General features: G+C 68.4%; 13 protein-coding genes. 11 read left to right on the top strand and 2 right to left on the bottom strand.

All coding sequences use genetic code 11. The features are described from left to right. Nucleotides 1–123 precede the first annotated feature (123 nt). The 5 genes from AC069I_RS35795 to AC069I_RS35775 all read left to right on the top strand — a co-directional run bounded on the left by AC069I_RS35795 (nt 124) and on the right by AC069I_RS35775 (nt 5,933). Nucleotides 124–390: a DUF1876 domain-containing protein gene (locus AC069I_RS35795; protein ID WP_478224546.1), complete on the top strand. Its 267-nt coding sequence runs from the start codon at nt 124–126 to the stop codon at nt 388–390. 120 nt (nt 391–510) lie between these two features. After that, nucleotides 511–2,751 carry a phosphoenolpyruvate synthase gene (gene ppsA, locus AC069I_RS35790; protein WP_478267369.1) on the top strand — a complete coding sequence of 747 codons (2,241 nt, stop codon included), beginning with the start codon at nt 511–513 and terminating at the stop codon, nt 2,749–2,751. Further along, a complete protein-coding gene (locus tag AC069I_RS35785) occupies nt 2,748–3,644 on the top strand; it encodes an ABC transporter ATP-binding protein (RefSeq protein WP_478267368.1) in 897 nt (298 codons plus the stop codon). The genes ppsA and AC069I_RS35785 overlap by 4 nt, the downstream gene beginning before the upstream one ends. After that, nucleotides 3,641–5,215 (top strand): ABC transporter permease, encoded by a 1,575-nt coding sequence (locus AC069I_RS35780; RefSeq protein ID WP_478267367.1) that lies wholly within the window; start codon nt 3,641–3,643, stop codon nt 5,213–5,215. Before AC069I_RS35785 ends, AC069I_RS35780 begins: the two co-directional genes overlap by 4 nt. A 22-nt stretch (nt 5,216–5,237) precedes the next feature. Next, on the top strand, nt 5,238–5,933 hold the full coding sequence (locus AC069I_RS35775; RefSeq protein WP_478224542.1) for a CBS domain-containing protein: 696 nt from the start codon (nt 5,238–5,240) through the stop codon (nt 5,931–5,933). 275 nt (nt 5,934–6,208) lie between these two features. Here AC069I_RS35775 and AC069I_RS35770 read toward each other — a convergent pair whose 3' ends face one another. After that, complete coding sequence (locus AC069I_RS35770; protein WP_478233307.1) at nt 6,209–7,249, bottom strand: zinc-dependent alcohol dehydrogenase family protein; 1,041 nt, start codon at nt 7,247–7,249, stop codon at nt 6,209–6,211. 174 nt (nt 7,250–7,423) lie between these two features. On the opposite strand from AC069I_RS35770, the gene AC069I_RS35765 reads away from it, so the two are divergent. Further along, nucleotides 7,424–8,314: a universal stress protein gene (locus AC069I_RS35765; RefSeq protein WP_478267394.1), complete on the top strand. Its 891-nt coding sequence runs from the start codon at nt 7,424–7,426 to the stop codon at nt 8,312–8,314. Between the two features lie 35 nt (nt 8,315–8,349). Here the strand turns inward: AC069I_RS35765 and AC069I_RS35760 are convergent, their stop codons facing one another. Next, complete coding sequence (locus AC069I_RS35760) at nt 8,350–8,823, bottom strand: GyrI-like domain-containing protein (protein ID WP_478267366.1); 474 nt, start codon at nt 8,821–8,823, stop codon at nt 8,350–8,352. A 130-nt stretch (nt 8,824–8,953) separates the two neighbouring features. Between AC069I_RS35760 and AC069I_RS35755 the strand changes: the two genes are divergently transcribed. The 5 genes from AC069I_RS35755 (at nt 8,954) to AC069I_RS35735 (ending at nt 14,873) form a co-directional block, all read left to right on the top strand. Then, nucleotides 8,954–9,757 (top strand): HPF/RaiA family ribosome-associated protein, encoded by an 804-nt coding sequence (locus AC069I_RS35755; RefSeq protein WP_478267365.1) that lies wholly within the window; start codon nt 8,954–8,956, stop codon nt 9,755–9,757. A 12-nt stretch (nt 9,758–9,769) separates the two neighbouring features. Then, the gene (locus AC069I_RS35750; protein ID WP_478224538.1) at nt 9,770–10,729 is read left to right on the top strand and encodes an ABC transporter ATP-binding protein; all 960 of its coding nucleotides are present in this window, start codon (nt 9,770–9,772) and stop codon (nt 10,727–10,729) included. Between the two features lie 9 nt (nt 10,730–10,738). Beyond that, a complete protein-coding gene (locus AC069I_RS35745) occupies nt 10,739–11,890 on the top strand; it encodes an ABC transporter permease (protein ID WP_478224537.1) in 1,152 nt (383 codons plus the stop codon). Continuing rightward, nucleotides 11,887–13,044 (top strand): ABC transporter permease, encoded by a 1,158-nt coding sequence (locus AC069I_RS35740; protein ID WP_478224536.1) that lies wholly within the window; start codon nt 11,887–11,889, stop codon nt 13,042–13,044. Before AC069I_RS35745 ends, AC069I_RS35740 begins: the two co-directional genes overlap by 4 nt. Nucleotides 13,045–13,145: 101 nt before the next feature. Next, entirely contained in the window at nt 13,146–14,873 is a 1,728-nt protein-coding gene (locus AC069I_RS35735; RefSeq protein ID WP_478233313.1) for a sensor histidine kinase, read from the top strand. The last annotated feature ends 4 nt before the right edge of the window (nt 14,874–14,877 follow it).

Raw genomic sequence — 14,877 nt, 5'->3', positions numbered from 1 at the left:
CTAGGGCCGAACAGCCTCGGTCACAGGGCCGTCCGCCGAGCCGGGACCTTCGGCACTTTCGACCGGTGCCGCCGCCGGAACACGGTGGATCCCTCGGACGGACAACGAACCAAGGAGGTTCGAATGCAGGGGAAACGCTGGACCGTGGAGATCTTCATCGACGAGCACGAAGCGCAGACGCGAGCGACCGCGAGACTGGTCAACCGGGATGACACCGGCTTGACGGGCGTGGGAGCCGCGCGACTCAATCCGGTGGACGCGAATGTGCCCGAGATCGGTGACGAACTGGCCGTCTCCCGTGCGTTGAGCGAGCTCGCACACCGGTTGCTCGACGCGGCCGCGGCGGATATCGAGGGCGTCACCGGCAAACCCGTTCATCTCGGCCGCTGACCCGCCGAAGCCCGGCGTGGGGACGAAGTCCCGTCGCGCCGGGACCTTGGACAGCAGAGCGGCGACCGCACCTCCGGCGAGCATGGATTCCATGGAAGGCCAACGTCCGGAGGGAAAGCGATGACCTACGTACGCGACTTGTCGACGGTCAGCCTCGCCGACGCCGAATCGGCGGGCGGCAAGGGCGCGAATCTCGGTGAGCTGATCACCGCCGGATTCTCCGTCCCTCCAGGGTTCGTCGTGCTTCGCGAGGCGTACCTCGCTTCGCTCGACGAAGCGGGTGTGCGCGGTGAGATCGCGGATCTGCACGAGAAGGCGCTCGCGTCCGCGGACGCGCCGGAGCAGCTGTCAGGCCTGTGCGACCAGTTGCGCGTTTTGGTCCACCAGGCGGGGATGACGGCCGGTGTCCTGACCGACGTGATCGATGCCTATCACGGGATCGGGCAGTCGACGCCCATCGCGGTCCGGTCCTCGGCGACGGGCGAGGACGGCGCGGAAGCCTCGTTCGCCGGAATGAACGCCAGTTTCACCAACGTGTGGGGCGACAACGCCGTTCGTGAGCGGATCGTCGACTGCTGGGCGTCGTTGTTCTCGCCCAGGGTGATCGGATACCGGGCCGGCCGTGGCTTCACCGGCGAACCCGCGATCGCCGTGGTGGTGCAGAGAATGATCACCGCCGATCGCTCCGGGGTCATCTTCACCGCGGACCCGCGCTCCGGCGATCGGGACCGTCTGGTGATCGAAGCGGTCTTCGGTCAAGGCGAAGCGATCGTTTCCGGGGCGGTCGAACCGGATACCTATCTGGTGGCCAAAGACGATCTTCGGCTGGTTTCGGCTCGGGTCGGCAGCAAGTCCCACAAGATCATCGCCGAGGTGGGCGGGGGAGACGTCAAAGTCGAGCTTCCCGCGCATACGGCGGGCCGCCGTGTCCTCGACGACGCGACCGTCCTCGAACTGGCGCGGCTCGCGACCAGGATCGAAGACCACTACGAAACGCCCCAGGACATCGAATTCGCCATGACGGGCAAGGAAATCTGGGTCGTCCAGTCCCGGCCGGTGACGACTCTTCCGTCCAGGCGAGATCCGGCGCCGGACGTTCTCGTCACGGGGCTGGCCGCGTCGCCGGGCATCGGCGGTGGAGCGGTACGGGTGCTGCGTGATCCGGCCGAAGGCGGACAGCTGCGGGACGGCGAGGTGCTGGTCGCCCCGATGACCAACCCCGACTGGGTACCCGCCATCCGGCGAGCCTCGGCGCTGGTGACCGACGGAGGAGGGATGACCTGTCACGCCGCGGTCGTCGCGCGGGAGCTACGGGTTCCCTGCGTGGTCGGCACCGGCGACGCGACACGGGTCCTCGCGGGACGAGGACCCGTCACGGTCGACGGCACCACCGGCGAGGTGCGGTCCGGCTACGTCCGGCCGCCGGCGCGTACCGAACCCGTAGTGGTGTCCGCCGTGCCGGAGACGATCGGAACCAGGCTGTACGTCAACCTCGCCATGCCCGAACACGCCGAAGAGGTCGCCGCGCGGCAGGTCGACGGGGTCGGACTGCTTCGGGCGGAGTTCCTGCTGACCGAGGCGCTCGGCGGGCGTCATCCCCGTGACCTCATCGCCAAGGGCGAACAGGAGTCCTTTGTGGACTCGATGGCCGAGTCGCTGCTGCGGATCACGCGCCCCTTCGGCACACGCCCGGTCGTCTACCGGACGACCGACTTGCGCAGCAACGAGTTCCGCGGTCTCGCCGGGGGCGAGGCCTACGAAGCCGTCGAGAGCAATCCGATGATCGGCTACCGCGGCTGCTTCCGCTACGTACGGGAGAAGGACCTGTTCGACCTCGAACTCCGCACGCTCGCCAGGGTCCGCGAGCAGACGCCGAACCTGCATCTCATGATCCCGTTCGTCCGCACGAAATGGGAACTGGAGGCCTGTCTCGAGCTGATCGACGCGAGCCCGCTCGGACGGCAACGAGGCCTGCGTCGCTGGATCATGGCGGAGGTCCCGTCCGTGGTGCACTGGCTTCCCGAGTACGCCGGGATGGGCATCGACGGTGTGTCCATCGGCAGCAACGACCTCACCCAGCTGGTTCTCGGGGTGGACCGGGACTCGGCGGTCTGCGCGGAACTGTTCGACGAAGCCGACCCCGCCGTGCTCGACACCATCGGACGTATCGTCGGCACCGCGCGAGACGCCGGAATCACATCCTCGCTGTGCGGGCAGGCACCTTCGGCGAAGCCTGGCTTCGCGGAGCATCTCGTGCGGTTCGGGATCACGTCGATCTCCGTCAACCCCGACGCGGTCGACGCGTCCCGGAGCGCGATCGCGGCCGCGGAACGCCGGGTCCTGCTGGACGCCGCCCGATGAACGCGATCGAGATCCGCGGCCTGCGGAAGAGCTTCGGCCGCACCAAGGCGCTGGACGGACTGGACCTGACCGTCCGGACCGGCGAAGTCCACGGATTCCTCGGTCCTAACGGTGCGGGCAAGACGACCACCCTGCGCCTTCTCTTGGGATCGCTGCGTGCCGACGGCGGGGAGATGCGAGTGCTGGGCGCGGATCCCTGGCGTGACGCCGTGTCGCTCCATCGGCGCCTCGCCTACGTGCCCGGCGAGGTGGCCCTCTGGCCGACCCTCACCGGCGGTGAGGTGATCGACCTGCTCGGCAGGCTCCGCGGCGGAATCGACCCACGTCTCCGCGATCGCTATCTGGACCTGTTCGACCTCGATCCGACCCGCAAGGGGCGCACCTATTCCAAGGGGAATCGCCAGAAGGTGGCCGTCGTGGCGGCGTTGGCCTCAGACGCCGAACTGCTCCTTCTCGACGAACCGACGGCCGGTCTCGATCCACTGATGGAGGACGCTTTCCGCGACTGCATCCGGGAGGAACGCGACCGCGGCCGGACCGTGCTGTTGTCCAGCCACATCCTCGCCGAGGCCGAGGCGTTGTCCGACCGCGTCAGCATCATCCGGGGCGGGCGCGTGGTCGACACCGGGAGCCTCGGCGAGCTCCGGCACCTGACACGCGCGTCGTTCACCGTGCGGCTGGCCGGGCCGCCGGACGGGCTCGCGGCCTTGCCGGGCGTCCACGACTTCGGCCACGACCGGGACACCTTCCGGATGACCGTCGACAACTCCGAACTCAGTGTGGTCCTAGCCGCGCTCAGCCGCCTCGGAGTCCTGGAACTGACGAGTCAGGCTCCGACCCTCGAGGAACTCTTCCTGCGCCACTATCGCGCGCCGGTCCTGGAGTCCCGATGAGCACAATGACCGGGACCGGCGTCTTGTTCCGCCTCGCCCTGCGCCGCGAGCGGCTACGAGTTCCTTTGTGGACACTCGCCTGCGCGGCGACCACCGCCGGAGCGGCCGCCGCCACCGCGGACCTCTATCCGTCGCAACGGGAACTGACCGTCTTGGCCGAGGCGGTCAACGCGGTGCCGGCGCTGGTCGCCTTCTACGGCCGCATCTACGACCCCACGTCGCTCGGTGCCGCCTCGGTGCTCAAGCTGACCGGTTTCGGTGCCGCACTGGTCGCGTTGCTGCTCATCACCACGGTGGTCCGCCACACCAGGGCGGAGGAGGAGTCCGGCAGGCTCGATCTGCTCGGCAGGCACGCGGCGCTCGCCGCGGCGCTCGCGGTCACCGCCGTCACCGGACTGGCCGTCGGGATCCTGACCGCCGGTGGACTGGCCGTCGCGGGGCTGCCCTTGGCGGGCTCGGTGGCGTTGGGCGCCGGCTGGATGACGACGGGGTGGGCCTTCGGAGCGATCGCGGCGGTCACCGCGCAGTTATCCAGGTCCGCGCGGCTGGCGACCGGTATCGCCGGTTCAATCCTCGGGCTCGCCTATCTTCTGCGTGCCATCGGGGACTCCGGCCCGGAATGGCTGTCCTGGCTGTCCCCGATCGGCTGGGCGCAGCAGATCCGGCCGTTCGCCGGGGAACGCTGGTGGGTCATGGCACTTCCCCTCGCGTTCGCCGCCGTGCTGGTGCTGATCGCGGTCAGGCTGAGCGATCACCGTGATCTCGGGGCGGGCCTGCTGGCCGACCGCGTCGGCCCCGCCCACGCCGGTCGTGGCCTGCGGAGCATCGGTGGTCTGCTCTGGCGGCTCAACCGAGCAGGTCTGCTCGCCTGGACGGCGGTCTACCTGGTGCTGGGCCTCGTCATCGGCAATCTGGCCAACGGTATCGGCAGGTTCGTCGACAATCCCAGGGCCGAGCAGCTCATTCTCGCGTTGGGCGGGGAGAAGGCCCTTTCGGACGCGTTCTTCGCTCTGGAACTGGGTATCGCCGGAGTCGTCGTCTCGGTGTACGCGATGTCCGCGCTCACCCACTTGCACACCGAGGAAGAGGCACTCCGGGTCGAGCCGCTCCTCACCGCATCGGTCTCGCGGACCCGGTTGCTGACCGGCTACCTGGTTGTCGCGATCGCCGGAAGCGTGGTCCCGATGCTCGCGGCGGGCCTGGGCGCGGGACTCGCCAGCGGCCTGCAGACCGGGTACCCCGGCGCCGAGATCGGCAGGCTGACAGCGGCCGCGCTGGTGCAGCTGCCCGCGGTGTGGGTGCTGGCCGGGCTGGCCTGCGCCTTGTTCGGACTGTTTCCGCGCAAGCTCGGCCTGATCTGGGTGGTGCTCGTGGCGATCGTCGTCGTCGGCGAGTTCGGCGTGCTCTTCGGCGTCCCTCAAGTGGTCCTGAACCTCTCGCCGTTCACCCACCTGCCGAACCTGCCGGGTTCGACGGAGGGCATGGCGTCCATTCCCTGGCTCGTCTTGGTCGCCTGCGCGTTGCTCGCGGCCGGTGTGGCGGGCTTCAGACGCCGGGACATCGCGGCTTGACACTTTCGGAAAGGAGAGCGAGATGAGCAAACGTCGTCGAGTGCGCGAGGTGATGCGCGGCCAGGTGCTCACCGTGCGACCGGAGACCCCGTTCAAGGCGATCACCGTCCTGCTCGCGTCGTGGGAAGTGAGTGGTGCGCCCGTGGTGGACGACGAAGGCAGGGTGGTCGGCGTCGTCTCCCAGCGTGATCTGCTGGAACGGGAGATCCAGCACCGGCTGCTGCGGTTCCGGCCCCGATTACGGCGCAAGGTGGAGGGAAGCCGAGCCGACGAGTTGATGACCCGGCCGGCGATCACCGTGGCACAGGATGCCGGGGTGGACGAAGCGATCCGGCTGATGGAGAACCATCGGGTGCATCGTCTGCCGGTCCTCGACGACGACGCGAAACTGGTGGGCATCGTCGGGAGATCAGACCTTCTGCGCGGCTTTCTGCGATCCGACTCGGAAGTGCGCGAGGAGGTCCGCACCGAGGTCGTCGAACGGGCGATGTCGATCGATCCGGACACGCTGTCGATCTCCGTCCACAACGGTGTCGTCACGGTGCGCGGTCAGGTCGAACGTACGGGCATGATCCCGGTGATCGTGGCGTTGATCAGGCGGCTCGACGGCGTGGTGGACGTCCGCGAACACCTCACCGCGGAGATGGACGACAGCCGCTTGCCGATCGAGGAACCGGTCGGTACAGGTGTCATCGAGGCGTTGAAGCGTCGTTCGTGACCGAACGCGGCCCGCTTCCGTCCGTTAGTGGCGTTTCCGGTCTATGGAGGGGCGAGGCGAATGCGACGTGGTGCATGTGACGTCGGATCGCGCCGCTGCGGTCCGACGTCCCCAAAGCGGCATTGGTGACACTGAGCGTCTCCAATGCCACATTGGGGACCTGCCCGGCTCTGGATTCCCGCTCACGCCCCTAGCGCGACCAGCCACTCCAAGCCCGCACCGAGGTGTTGCGAAAGTGGCTTTCGCAACACCGAGCAGGCCCCCCGTCAGCGTGTTCAGCCGCGGAAGAGGGCGACTTTGAGAGCGTCGCTTTCTTGGGGCCGGGCGAAGACGTCGTAGGCCTCGTCCATCTCGTCGAGCCCGAACCGGTGGGTGATGAACCGGGTCGTGTCGAGCCTGCCCGCGGCGAGCATCCGCAGCAGCATCGAGGTGCTCGACGTGTCGACCAGGCCCGTGGTGATGGTGATGTCGCGGATCCAGAGATCCTCCAGGTGCAACGTGGCGGGCGCGCCGTGGACACCGACGTTCGCGACATGTCCGCCGGGCCGGACCAGTTTCGTGCACAGTTCGAAGGTTTCCGGAACGCCGACCGCTTCGATCGCGACGTCCGCGCCGAGTCCGCCGGTGAGCTCGGCGATGACCGCTGCCGGGTTCTCGCCGGGCTGGAGGAGCACGTCCGCGCCGAAGGTCTTCGCGGCGGCGAGCCTGCTGGGTTCCTTGTCGATCACCACGATGGAACTCGGCCCGAACAGCTGCGCCGTGGTGATCGCGGCGAGCCCGATCGGCCCCGCCCCGACGATCGCGACGCAGTCACCGGGCTGGACCCGTCCGTTGCGGGCGCCGACCTCGTAGGAGGTCGGCATGATGTCGGCCAGCATCAGCGCGGCCTCGTTCGCGACACCGTTCGGTAGCACGTAGGTCGAGGTCTCGGCGAACGGAACGCGCACGAACTCCGCCTGCACGCCGTCGATCCGGTGACCCAGGATCCAGCCGCCACCGCCGAGGCACTGCCCGTAGACGGCTTTCCGGCAGTATTCGCAGCGTCCGCACGCGGTGATACAGGAGATCAGCACCCGATCGCCCGGCTTCAAGGTCGTCACCGCCTTGCCGACCTCCATGATCGTGCCGACGGCTTCGTGGCCCAGGATCGTGCCAGGTGCCACGGCAGGCACGTCACCTTTGAGGATGTGCAGATCGGTCCCGCAGATGGTGACGGCGTCGACGCGGACGATCGCGTCGGTCGCCGCGGCGAGCTCCGGCTGAGGGCGGTCGGTCCAAGCACGCCGCCCCGGTCCGTCGTAAACGAGTGCCTTCATGCCTTCTCCTTGTTCGCGGAAGGGGTTGCCGGTTCGAGCGTGTCGCCATGCGGCCGCGCGACACAGAGCCCAAAGCCCCTGCGGGCCGCGACGTACGGCCGCATCACCACCGCGACGGGGTGCCTAGCGTCGACGGAGTCGGTATCCGAAACCGGTCGGCTGAAGGAGTGCTCCATGACGACATTCGGTTCCCGGCCGGTCGTCGCGGCGGTGAACGGTTCGGCTCACTCCATGGCGGCCGCGTTGTGGGCGGCAAAAGAAGCGTTGCTGTGCAAGACGGAGCTGCTGCTTCTGATGGCCTACGGCGTCGATGGCGGTCCCTTCGGGAATCGGTCGTTTCCGCCTGACACCTGGTTGAAAGCGAAGGAAGCCATCACCGGCGAAGTGCTGCACGAGTTCCGCGAGGCCTGTGAATCGGCGGTTCCCGAGGTAAAAGTGACCACCGCGGCAGTCGATACGGGCCCGGTCGCCGCGTTGACCGAAATCTCGGCCACGGCGCGACTTCTGGCGATCGGCGCTCCCACCGGTGAGATCGCCGGCCTGTTCGCCGGAGTGTCCGCGTCCCGCCTGTCGTCGGGCGCCGTCTGCCCGGTCGTGGTCGTCCGGGGGCCGGGTGACACCGGGGCGGTCGTTGTCGGGGTGGACGGCAGTCCGTTGAGTGAGGAAGCACTCGCCTGGGCCTTCGCGGAAGCTTCCAACCGGAAGGCTCCCTTGGTCACCTTGCATGCGTGGCACGACGGCGATGTCGCAGGACTCTTCACCGGTGAAGGTGCTCTGCCTTTCCCCGGAGAATCGGTACGTGAGACCGAAAACCGCGTTCTGGGGCAGCGGCTCGCGGGGTGGCGCAAGAAATACCCGCAGGTACCTGTCGACCAAGTCGTCGTCAGGGACAAGCCGCGGCACCGCTTGCTCGAGCTGAGCGAGAAAGCTCGACTGGTGGTCGTGGGCACTCGTGGCCGAGGCGGTTTCGCCGCTCTGGCCGTCGGGTCGACGAGCCACGCCCTGATCCATCACGCGAAGTGCCCGGTCATGGTCGTCCGGGAGACGGGAAGGGCGCCCCGATGACTGAGGACCCGGCCTGCGCGCCGGTCGGCTCGCGCTCACTCGTTCCGTAACGGCAGGACTACGTCGGTGACGTAGTCGGCGGAGTCCGGCGTGCTTTCCGGACCACACAGGTACAACTCCCGTGGAGCTCCAGCGGGTTGGCGGCCGTTCTCACGAACCCATTCGTACACGGCTTCATACGCCGCACCGATCTTGTCGTAAGGCCCGTGATGCGAGGTGCGGGCGGCAGGTCCGCCGTCGAGGGTGACGATGTCGATATCGCCCTGCGACGGGAGGCCGCCGGTGATGGGCAGGTAGAGGTCGAGATCGAGTTCTTCGCCCGGTTGGAAATCGCCCGGATAGGCCGCTTGGGGAGGGCCGTTCGGAGCGCTACCTGCTTCGGAGACGAAGGTGTACAACGCGTCGAGTCCCACCCCCACGCACTCGCCGATGTCGGCCGTCGTGGTGTGGCGCCGCAGATGTGCGGCGTCGATGGAGTCGAGTTCGGTGAGTTCCACTGCGTAAGTCATGACACGAGCATCAGCTGCCGGGCGACCGCGGCAGAGACCCCAAGGTCCCTTCCCGCGGCGTCCTAGGTCCCTGGTGACACGCCGGTCGACCGGCGTACCGATTAGGGCACCGACTTGGGAAGGACGATCGATGCGGACGAAGGAAACCAGGACGATGCCCGAGGTACGGGTGGCGGTACGCGGCGATGTCGAGCCGGCTTCCGCGAGCCGTGCGGCCGCCAAGGTCTCGCGCCTGATGAGGCTTGCCCATCGGCCGGTACTGGCGGCGTCGGTGCGACTGACCAAGTACGGAGACCCCGCACGGGAGCAGTCGGTGACGGCGCAGGCGTCCCTGGACGTGAACGGCAGGCCGGTACGCGCGCAGGCGGCGGCGCCGTCGGTGGACGAGGCGATCGATCGGATGGACGCGAAACTCCGGAGGCAACTGGAGAAAAGTGCCCTGCACTGGGAAGCCCGGCGAGGAGGGCGTCCTGTTCCGGATCCCGGCGAATGGCGCCACGAGTCGGATCCCGCCGCGCGCGAGCCCTGGTTCCCGAGGCCGGAGCAGGAACGAGAGATCGTGCGGCACAAGTCCTACTCGCTGGCCCGGTCGACGGTCGACGAGGCATTCGTCGACATGCACCTCCTCGACTATGACTTCCATCTGTTCACCGAGACCGGTACCGGGCAGGACAGCGTGCTCTACCACGCCGGGCCGACCATGCACCGGCTCGCTCAGACCGTTCCGCCGGGCTCGCACGGCCTCAGTCCCTTCGAACTTCCCCTCACGATCAGCGGGTGTCCCGCACCGGTGCTGTCCACAGTGGAGGCTGTGGAGCGGCTCGGCCTGACCGGCTTGCCGTTCCTGTTCTACCTCGACGGTGAACGGGGCCGGGGCAGCGTGCTGTACCACCGCTACGACGGTCACTACGGCCTGATCACCCCGGCGGCCTAGGTGACTCTTCGCATGACCGAGTCACCGCGCGCCGGGCAGGCCGAAGTGCTGGCGGTGGCCGGGCTGACCAAGCGCTTCGGCGAACGGGTCGCCGTCGACGATGTCGCGTTCTCCATCGGCGCCGGCGAGACCTATGGCCTGCTGGGCCCGAACGGCGCCGGGAAGACGACCATCATCCGGCTGGTGTGCGGCCTGCTGCGCGCGGACGCCGGCAGCATCGCGATCGCGGGAGCCGCCGACGGCGCGGCCGCGGCGGCCCGTGCCCGGATCGGCTACGTTCCGCAGGACATCGCGCTGTACCCGGATCTCACTGCACGGGAAAACCTGCGGTTCTTCGCCCGGTTGTACCGGCTACGCGGGAAAACGCTGGACCGGCGGGTCGACGAAGTGCTGGAGTTGATCGGCCTCACCGACCGCGCCGGGGACCGGGTCGAGTCCTTCTCTGGCGGGATGCGCCGCCGGCTCAACATCGGAGCCGGCTTGATGCACCGGCCGACGCTGCTGATCCTCGACGAGCCGACGGTCGGGGTCGATCCGCAGAGCAGGCACGCGATCATGGAGAACGTGCGGTCGCTCGGCACGAGCGGGATGGCCGTCCTGTACACCACGCACTACATGGAAGAGGCCGAACGCCTGTGCGACCGGGTCGGCATCATCGACCGCGGCCGCCTGATCGCCGAAGGCACCCGCCGCGAGCTGATCGACCGGCTCGGCGAGCATGACCGCATCACGCTTTCCACCGACGGGGATCCGGCCCGGCTGGTGGACCGGATCGGCTCTGTCGCGGGCATCGAGAAAGTCGATTCCGCGGGCGACGAAGTCCACCTGATCGTGCGCGAGGGCCGTCGCGCGCTGCCCGCGGTTCTCGACGCGGCCGAGAGGTCCGAAGTCGGAGTGCGTTCGGTCGAAGTGACCGAGCCCGACCTCGAGGCGGTCTTCCTTCACCTCACCGGCACCGCACTCCGAGACTGAGGAGCCAAGATGCATGCGGCGTTCGTCGTGGCGGCCAAGGACCTGCGCCAGCGGCTGCGGGACCGATCGGCGTGGGTACTCGGGTTCGTCGCGCCGGTGGCCGTGGCCTTGCTGATGAGCTTCGCCTTCCAGGGAGGGGAGCACTTCCACACCAAGGTGGCCGTTGTCGACGAGGACGGCGGGGCGTTGGCGACGGCGTTCACGGCGTTTCTCGCCGGGCCACAGCTGGACTCCGTACTCGACGTGGTCCCCGTGACGAGTGAAGCCGAAGCCCGCGCCTTGGTCGACGAGGGCGAGCTCGGTGCGGTCTTCTTGGTGCCTGAGGGCTTCACCGCCGCCGCACATGATGGGACAGCTGAGCCGATGACCGTGCTTTCCGGAGTCGATTCGCCGCTCGCCGGAACGGTCGCCCGATCCATCGGCGAGTCGTTCGTGGCTCAGCTGAACGCGGACCGCCTCTCGATGGCGACGGCGCTGGCCGCCGGAGCCGGACCCGTGGATCCATCGGCGACCGCCGGGTTGCGGCTCCCCGAACAGGTCGTGCCCAAGGCGGCCGGAACCGAGCAGCTCACCGCGGCCGGGTACTACGGTCCCGCGATGGGGATCTTCTTCATGTTCTTCGCGATCGGTTTCGGTGCGCGCGGATACTTCGAGGAGCGTGAGAACGGCACCCTCGACCGGATCGCCGTCGCCCCGGTGGGCGCCGGTGCGTTGCTCCTCGGGAAGGCGCTGGCCACCTTCGCCTACGGCGTCGCGAGCCTGTCGTCGGTCGCGCTGATCACCGCCCTGGTCCTCGGTCAGGGGTGGGGCCCGCCACTCGCCGTGGGCATGGTGATCGTCGCGCTGGCACTGACGCTGGTCTGCCTGACCGCCTTCGTGATCGCCGTGGCAGGCAACGACCGGCAGGCCGATGGCATCGCCTCACTCGTGATCTTCGGGCTGGTCCTGCTCGGCGGCAACTTCATCCTTCTCGGCGGTGCGCCGGAGATCATGCGGAAGCTCGCCTTGCTGACGCCGAACGGGTGGGCGTTGCGGGCCTTCACGGATCTCGCCGGGGGAGCGGGCTGGATCAGCGTCGTGCAGCCGGCCTTGGCGATCTTGTTGTTCTGCGTGGTGATCTCGGCCATCACGGTGCCGATCTACCGGAGGAGATTCAGGTGAACGTGGTGACCATCGCGTTGGTGTCACTCCGGAGACTGGCGCGAGACCGGATCGCGTTGTTCTTCATCGTGCTGCTGCCGGTCGTCGTGATCCTGGTGATCGGCGCGGTGATGCGCGGTCAGAACGGGTTCAGGGTCGCTGTCGTGGCGGCGGAAGGGCGTTTCGCCGGCGAGCTGACCCAGAGTCTCGCCGCCGCGGGAACGCTGGTCACCAGTCCGTTCACCGATGAGTCGGCGGCGAAGGACGCCTTGCGGCGCAACGAAGTCGACGCGGTACTGCTCATCCCCGCCGGGATGGACCGGACCCTGACGGCCGGGGCGCCGGTCGAACTCCCGTTGCTCACCACCGCCGCTTCGGGCGCCGGGCAGGGGGCCTGGTCAGCGGTCGCGTCGGTGGTCGCGGACCACGCGGCGACCGTCCAGGCCGCAGCCTTCGCCGCGACCCGGACCTCTGCTTCCTTCGACGAGCTGGTGCCGCTGGCGCGCTCGCTCGACCGCACGGTGCCTCAGGTCGCCGTGCGGGCCGAAACGGTGGGAAGCACGGGTGACGTCCTGCCTCCGGGATTCAGCTACAGCGCGCCGACCATGCTCGTGTTCTTCGTCTTCATCAACGCGCTCGCCGGTGGAGCGGCCTTGATCCAGACCAGACGGCTGGGTATCCACGCCCGGATCCTCGCCGGACCGGTCCGTCCGCGTGAGGTCATACTCGGCGAAACGCTCTGCTACCTCGCGCTGACCTTGCTGCAATCCGGTCTGATCATCGGGGTGGGTGGCCTGCTCTTCGGAGTGAACTGGGGTGACCCGCTCGCGGCCGTGACCTTGACCTTCATGTGGGGTCTCGTCGGTGCCGGTGCGGGGATGCTGAGCGGCGCGCTGTTCCGCACCCCTGAGCAGGCGTCGGCCATCGGTCCCGCGGTCGGCATCGGGGCGGGCATGCTCGGCGGCTGCACCTGGCCGTTGGAAATCGTTCCGCCCGCCGTACGTGCGGCAGGACACGTCACGCCGCACGCTTGGGCGGTCGACGCCTGGACCACGATCCTGTCGCGGGGCGGCGGACTCGTCGACATCTTGCGGCCCTTGGCGGTGCTCGGTGCCTTCGCGGCCCTCTTCCTCGGCGCGGCGACTCTGCGGCTGCGGCGGTCCTTGACCGCTTGAGCCCGGCGGCGAAGGTTCCGGGCGTCCGTGTGGTGTAGAGCCGGTCCCTCCGGGTAACCGGTCCACGTCATGCCGTCACCTCCGCCGGGAGGGAGTCGAGGATGCCCGCCGAACCGAAACCCGCCAAGGGACGACCGGCGCCCGCTTCAGCCGTGCTGACCGGGCTACGGCTCGACGAGCTCCTCCGCGAGGTGCAGGAGCGGCTCGGGGAGATCGTGAAAGGCCGCGATCGGCTTCAGGGGCTGCTCGACGCCGTGCCGGCGGTGGCGGCCGGGCTCGAACTCGATTCGACCTTGCAACGGATCGTTCAGGCCGCGGTCGAACTGGTGGACGCGCGGTACGGAGCTCTCGGCGTGCTCGATGACGAAGAAGGTCTGTCCGAGTTCGTTCATGTCGGAATCGACGCCGAGACCAGGGCGAACATGGGACACCTTCCGGAAGGGCGTGGCCTGCTGGGCCTGCTGATCGACGAGCCACGTCCGGTTCGGGTCCCGGATCTGTCCGCGCATCCGGCATCGGTCGGCTTTCCCCCGAACCACCCGCCGATGAGCAGCTTCCTCGGCGTCCCCGTCCGCGTGCGGGACAAGGTGTTCGGCAACCTGTATCTCACCGAAAAGCGGGGTGGCGCCGAGTTCACCGCCGATGACGAGGTCGTCTTGCAGGCTTTGGCGGCCGCCGCCGGAGTGGCTGTGGACAACGCGCGGCTGTTCGAACAGTCCCGGACGAGGGAACGGTGGCTGGCCGCGGTCGCCGAGGTGAACGGGGAACTGCTCGGCGGGGCTTCGGTGACCGAGCTCTTGAACCTGATCACAGACCGCGTCCGCGAACTCGCCGAGGCCGAAGGCGTGATGATTCTGCTGACGGATACCGGGGTGACAGACGCGGGATCACTGTCCGTGACCGCGAACTCGGGGGAGCGGATCGATCCACTGCTGGGGAATTCGCTCTCCGGTGGCCGAGCGGTGCTCGACGAGGTCGTCACCGAACGCAAGGCGAGATTCATCGCCGATCTGGGAGCGGCCTTCCCGACGGACGAGGAGCCCGCGCTGTCCGGGCCCGCGGTGGCCGTGCCGTTGATCAGAGCAGAGGTCGTCGGCGGGATACTGATCGCAGGGCGGGAGAAGGGGGCACGGCAGTTCAAGGCGGAGCAGGTGCCGATGCTGATGTCTTTCGCCGACCAGGCGGCGGTCGCCCTCGAGTTCGCGGAGAAGCAGCGGAACCAGAGGTTGCTGGACGTGCTGGCCGATCGGGACCGGATCGCCCAGGATCTGCATGATCACGTGATCCAGCGGCTGTTCGCCACGGGGATGAGCCTGCAGAGTGTCGTGCCGCGTGTGGCGGAGGACTTCGCGCGCAACCGCGTCGCGCACACCGTCGAGCAGCTGGACCGGACCGTTCGCGAGATCAGGACGTCGATCTTCGATCTGCATTCCTCGGGTGCGGAAGCCGAGATGAGCCTGCGACGGAAGTTGTTGGACGTGGTCGAGGACGTGACGACTGAGGTCACCGTGACGCCGTCGGTGCGGATCACCGGCGCGGTCGACACGCTGGTGGGTCCGGAGTTGCACGAGCATGCCGTGGCGGTGTTACGGGAAACGCTGAGCAACGCGGTCCGGCATTCCGGCGCCGACCGGATCACGGTCAGTATGGAGGCCGGACACGAACTCGTCATCGAAGTGACGGACAACGGTGTCGGAATTCCCGGGCCGGGGCGGCGCAGCGGGCTGGACAACCTGTCCCAGCGTGCCCTGCGATGCGGCGGGACGTTGGAGATCACTCCGGTCACCGGTGGCGGTAGCCGGGTGCTGTGGCACGTGCCGTTGTCCTGACGAG

This window comes from Amycolatopsis sp. NPDC043885, assembly GCF_056435685.1.
This window is presented reverse-complemented; position numbering and strand designations above follow the sequence as displayed.

Coding starts and splice junctions, on each gene's coding strand:
- AC069I_RS35795 (WP_478224546.1), top strand. CDS start 124: ATGCAGGGGAAACGCTGGACCGTGGAGATCTTCATCGACGAGCACGAA.
- ppsA (WP_478267369.1), top strand. CDS start 511: ATGACCTACGTACGCGACTTGTCGACGGTCAGCCTCGCCGACGCCGAA.
- AC069I_RS35785 (WP_478267368.1), top strand. CDS start 2,748: ATGAACGCGATCGAGATCCGCGGCCTGCGGAAGAGCTTCGGCCGCACC.
- AC069I_RS35780 (WP_478267367.1), top strand. CDS start 3,641: ATGAGCACAATGACCGGGACCGGCGTCTTGTTCCGCCTCGCCCTGCGC.
- AC069I_RS35775 (WP_478224542.1), top strand. CDS start 5,238: ATGAGCAAACGTCGTCGAGTGCGCGAGGTGATGCGCGGCCAGGTGCTC.
- AC069I_RS35770 (WP_478233307.1), bottom strand. CDS start 7,249: ATGAAGGCACTCGTTTACGACGGACCGGGGCGGCGTGCTTGGACCGAC.
- AC069I_RS35765 (WP_478267394.1), top strand. CDS start 7,424: ATGACGACATTCGGTTCCCGGCCGGTCGTCGCGGCGGTGAACGGTTCG.
- AC069I_RS35760 (WP_478267366.1), bottom strand. CDS start 8,823: ATGACTTACGCAGTGGAACTCACCGAACTCGACTCCATCGACGCCGCA.
- AC069I_RS35755 (WP_478267365.1), top strand. CDS start 8,954: ATGCGGACGAAGGAAACCAGGACGATGCCCGAGGTACGGGTGGCGGTA.
- AC069I_RS35750 (WP_478224538.1), top strand. CDS start 9,770: ATGACCGAGTCACCGCGCGCCGGGCAGGCCGAAGTGCTGGCGGTGGCC.
- AC069I_RS35745 (WP_478224537.1), top strand. CDS start 10,739: ATGCATGCGGCGTTCGTCGTGGCGGCCAAGGACCTGCGCCAGCGGCTG.
- AC069I_RS35735 (WP_478233313.1), top strand. CDS start 13,146: ATGCCCGCCGAACCGAAACCCGCCAAGGGACGACCGGCGCCCGCTTCA.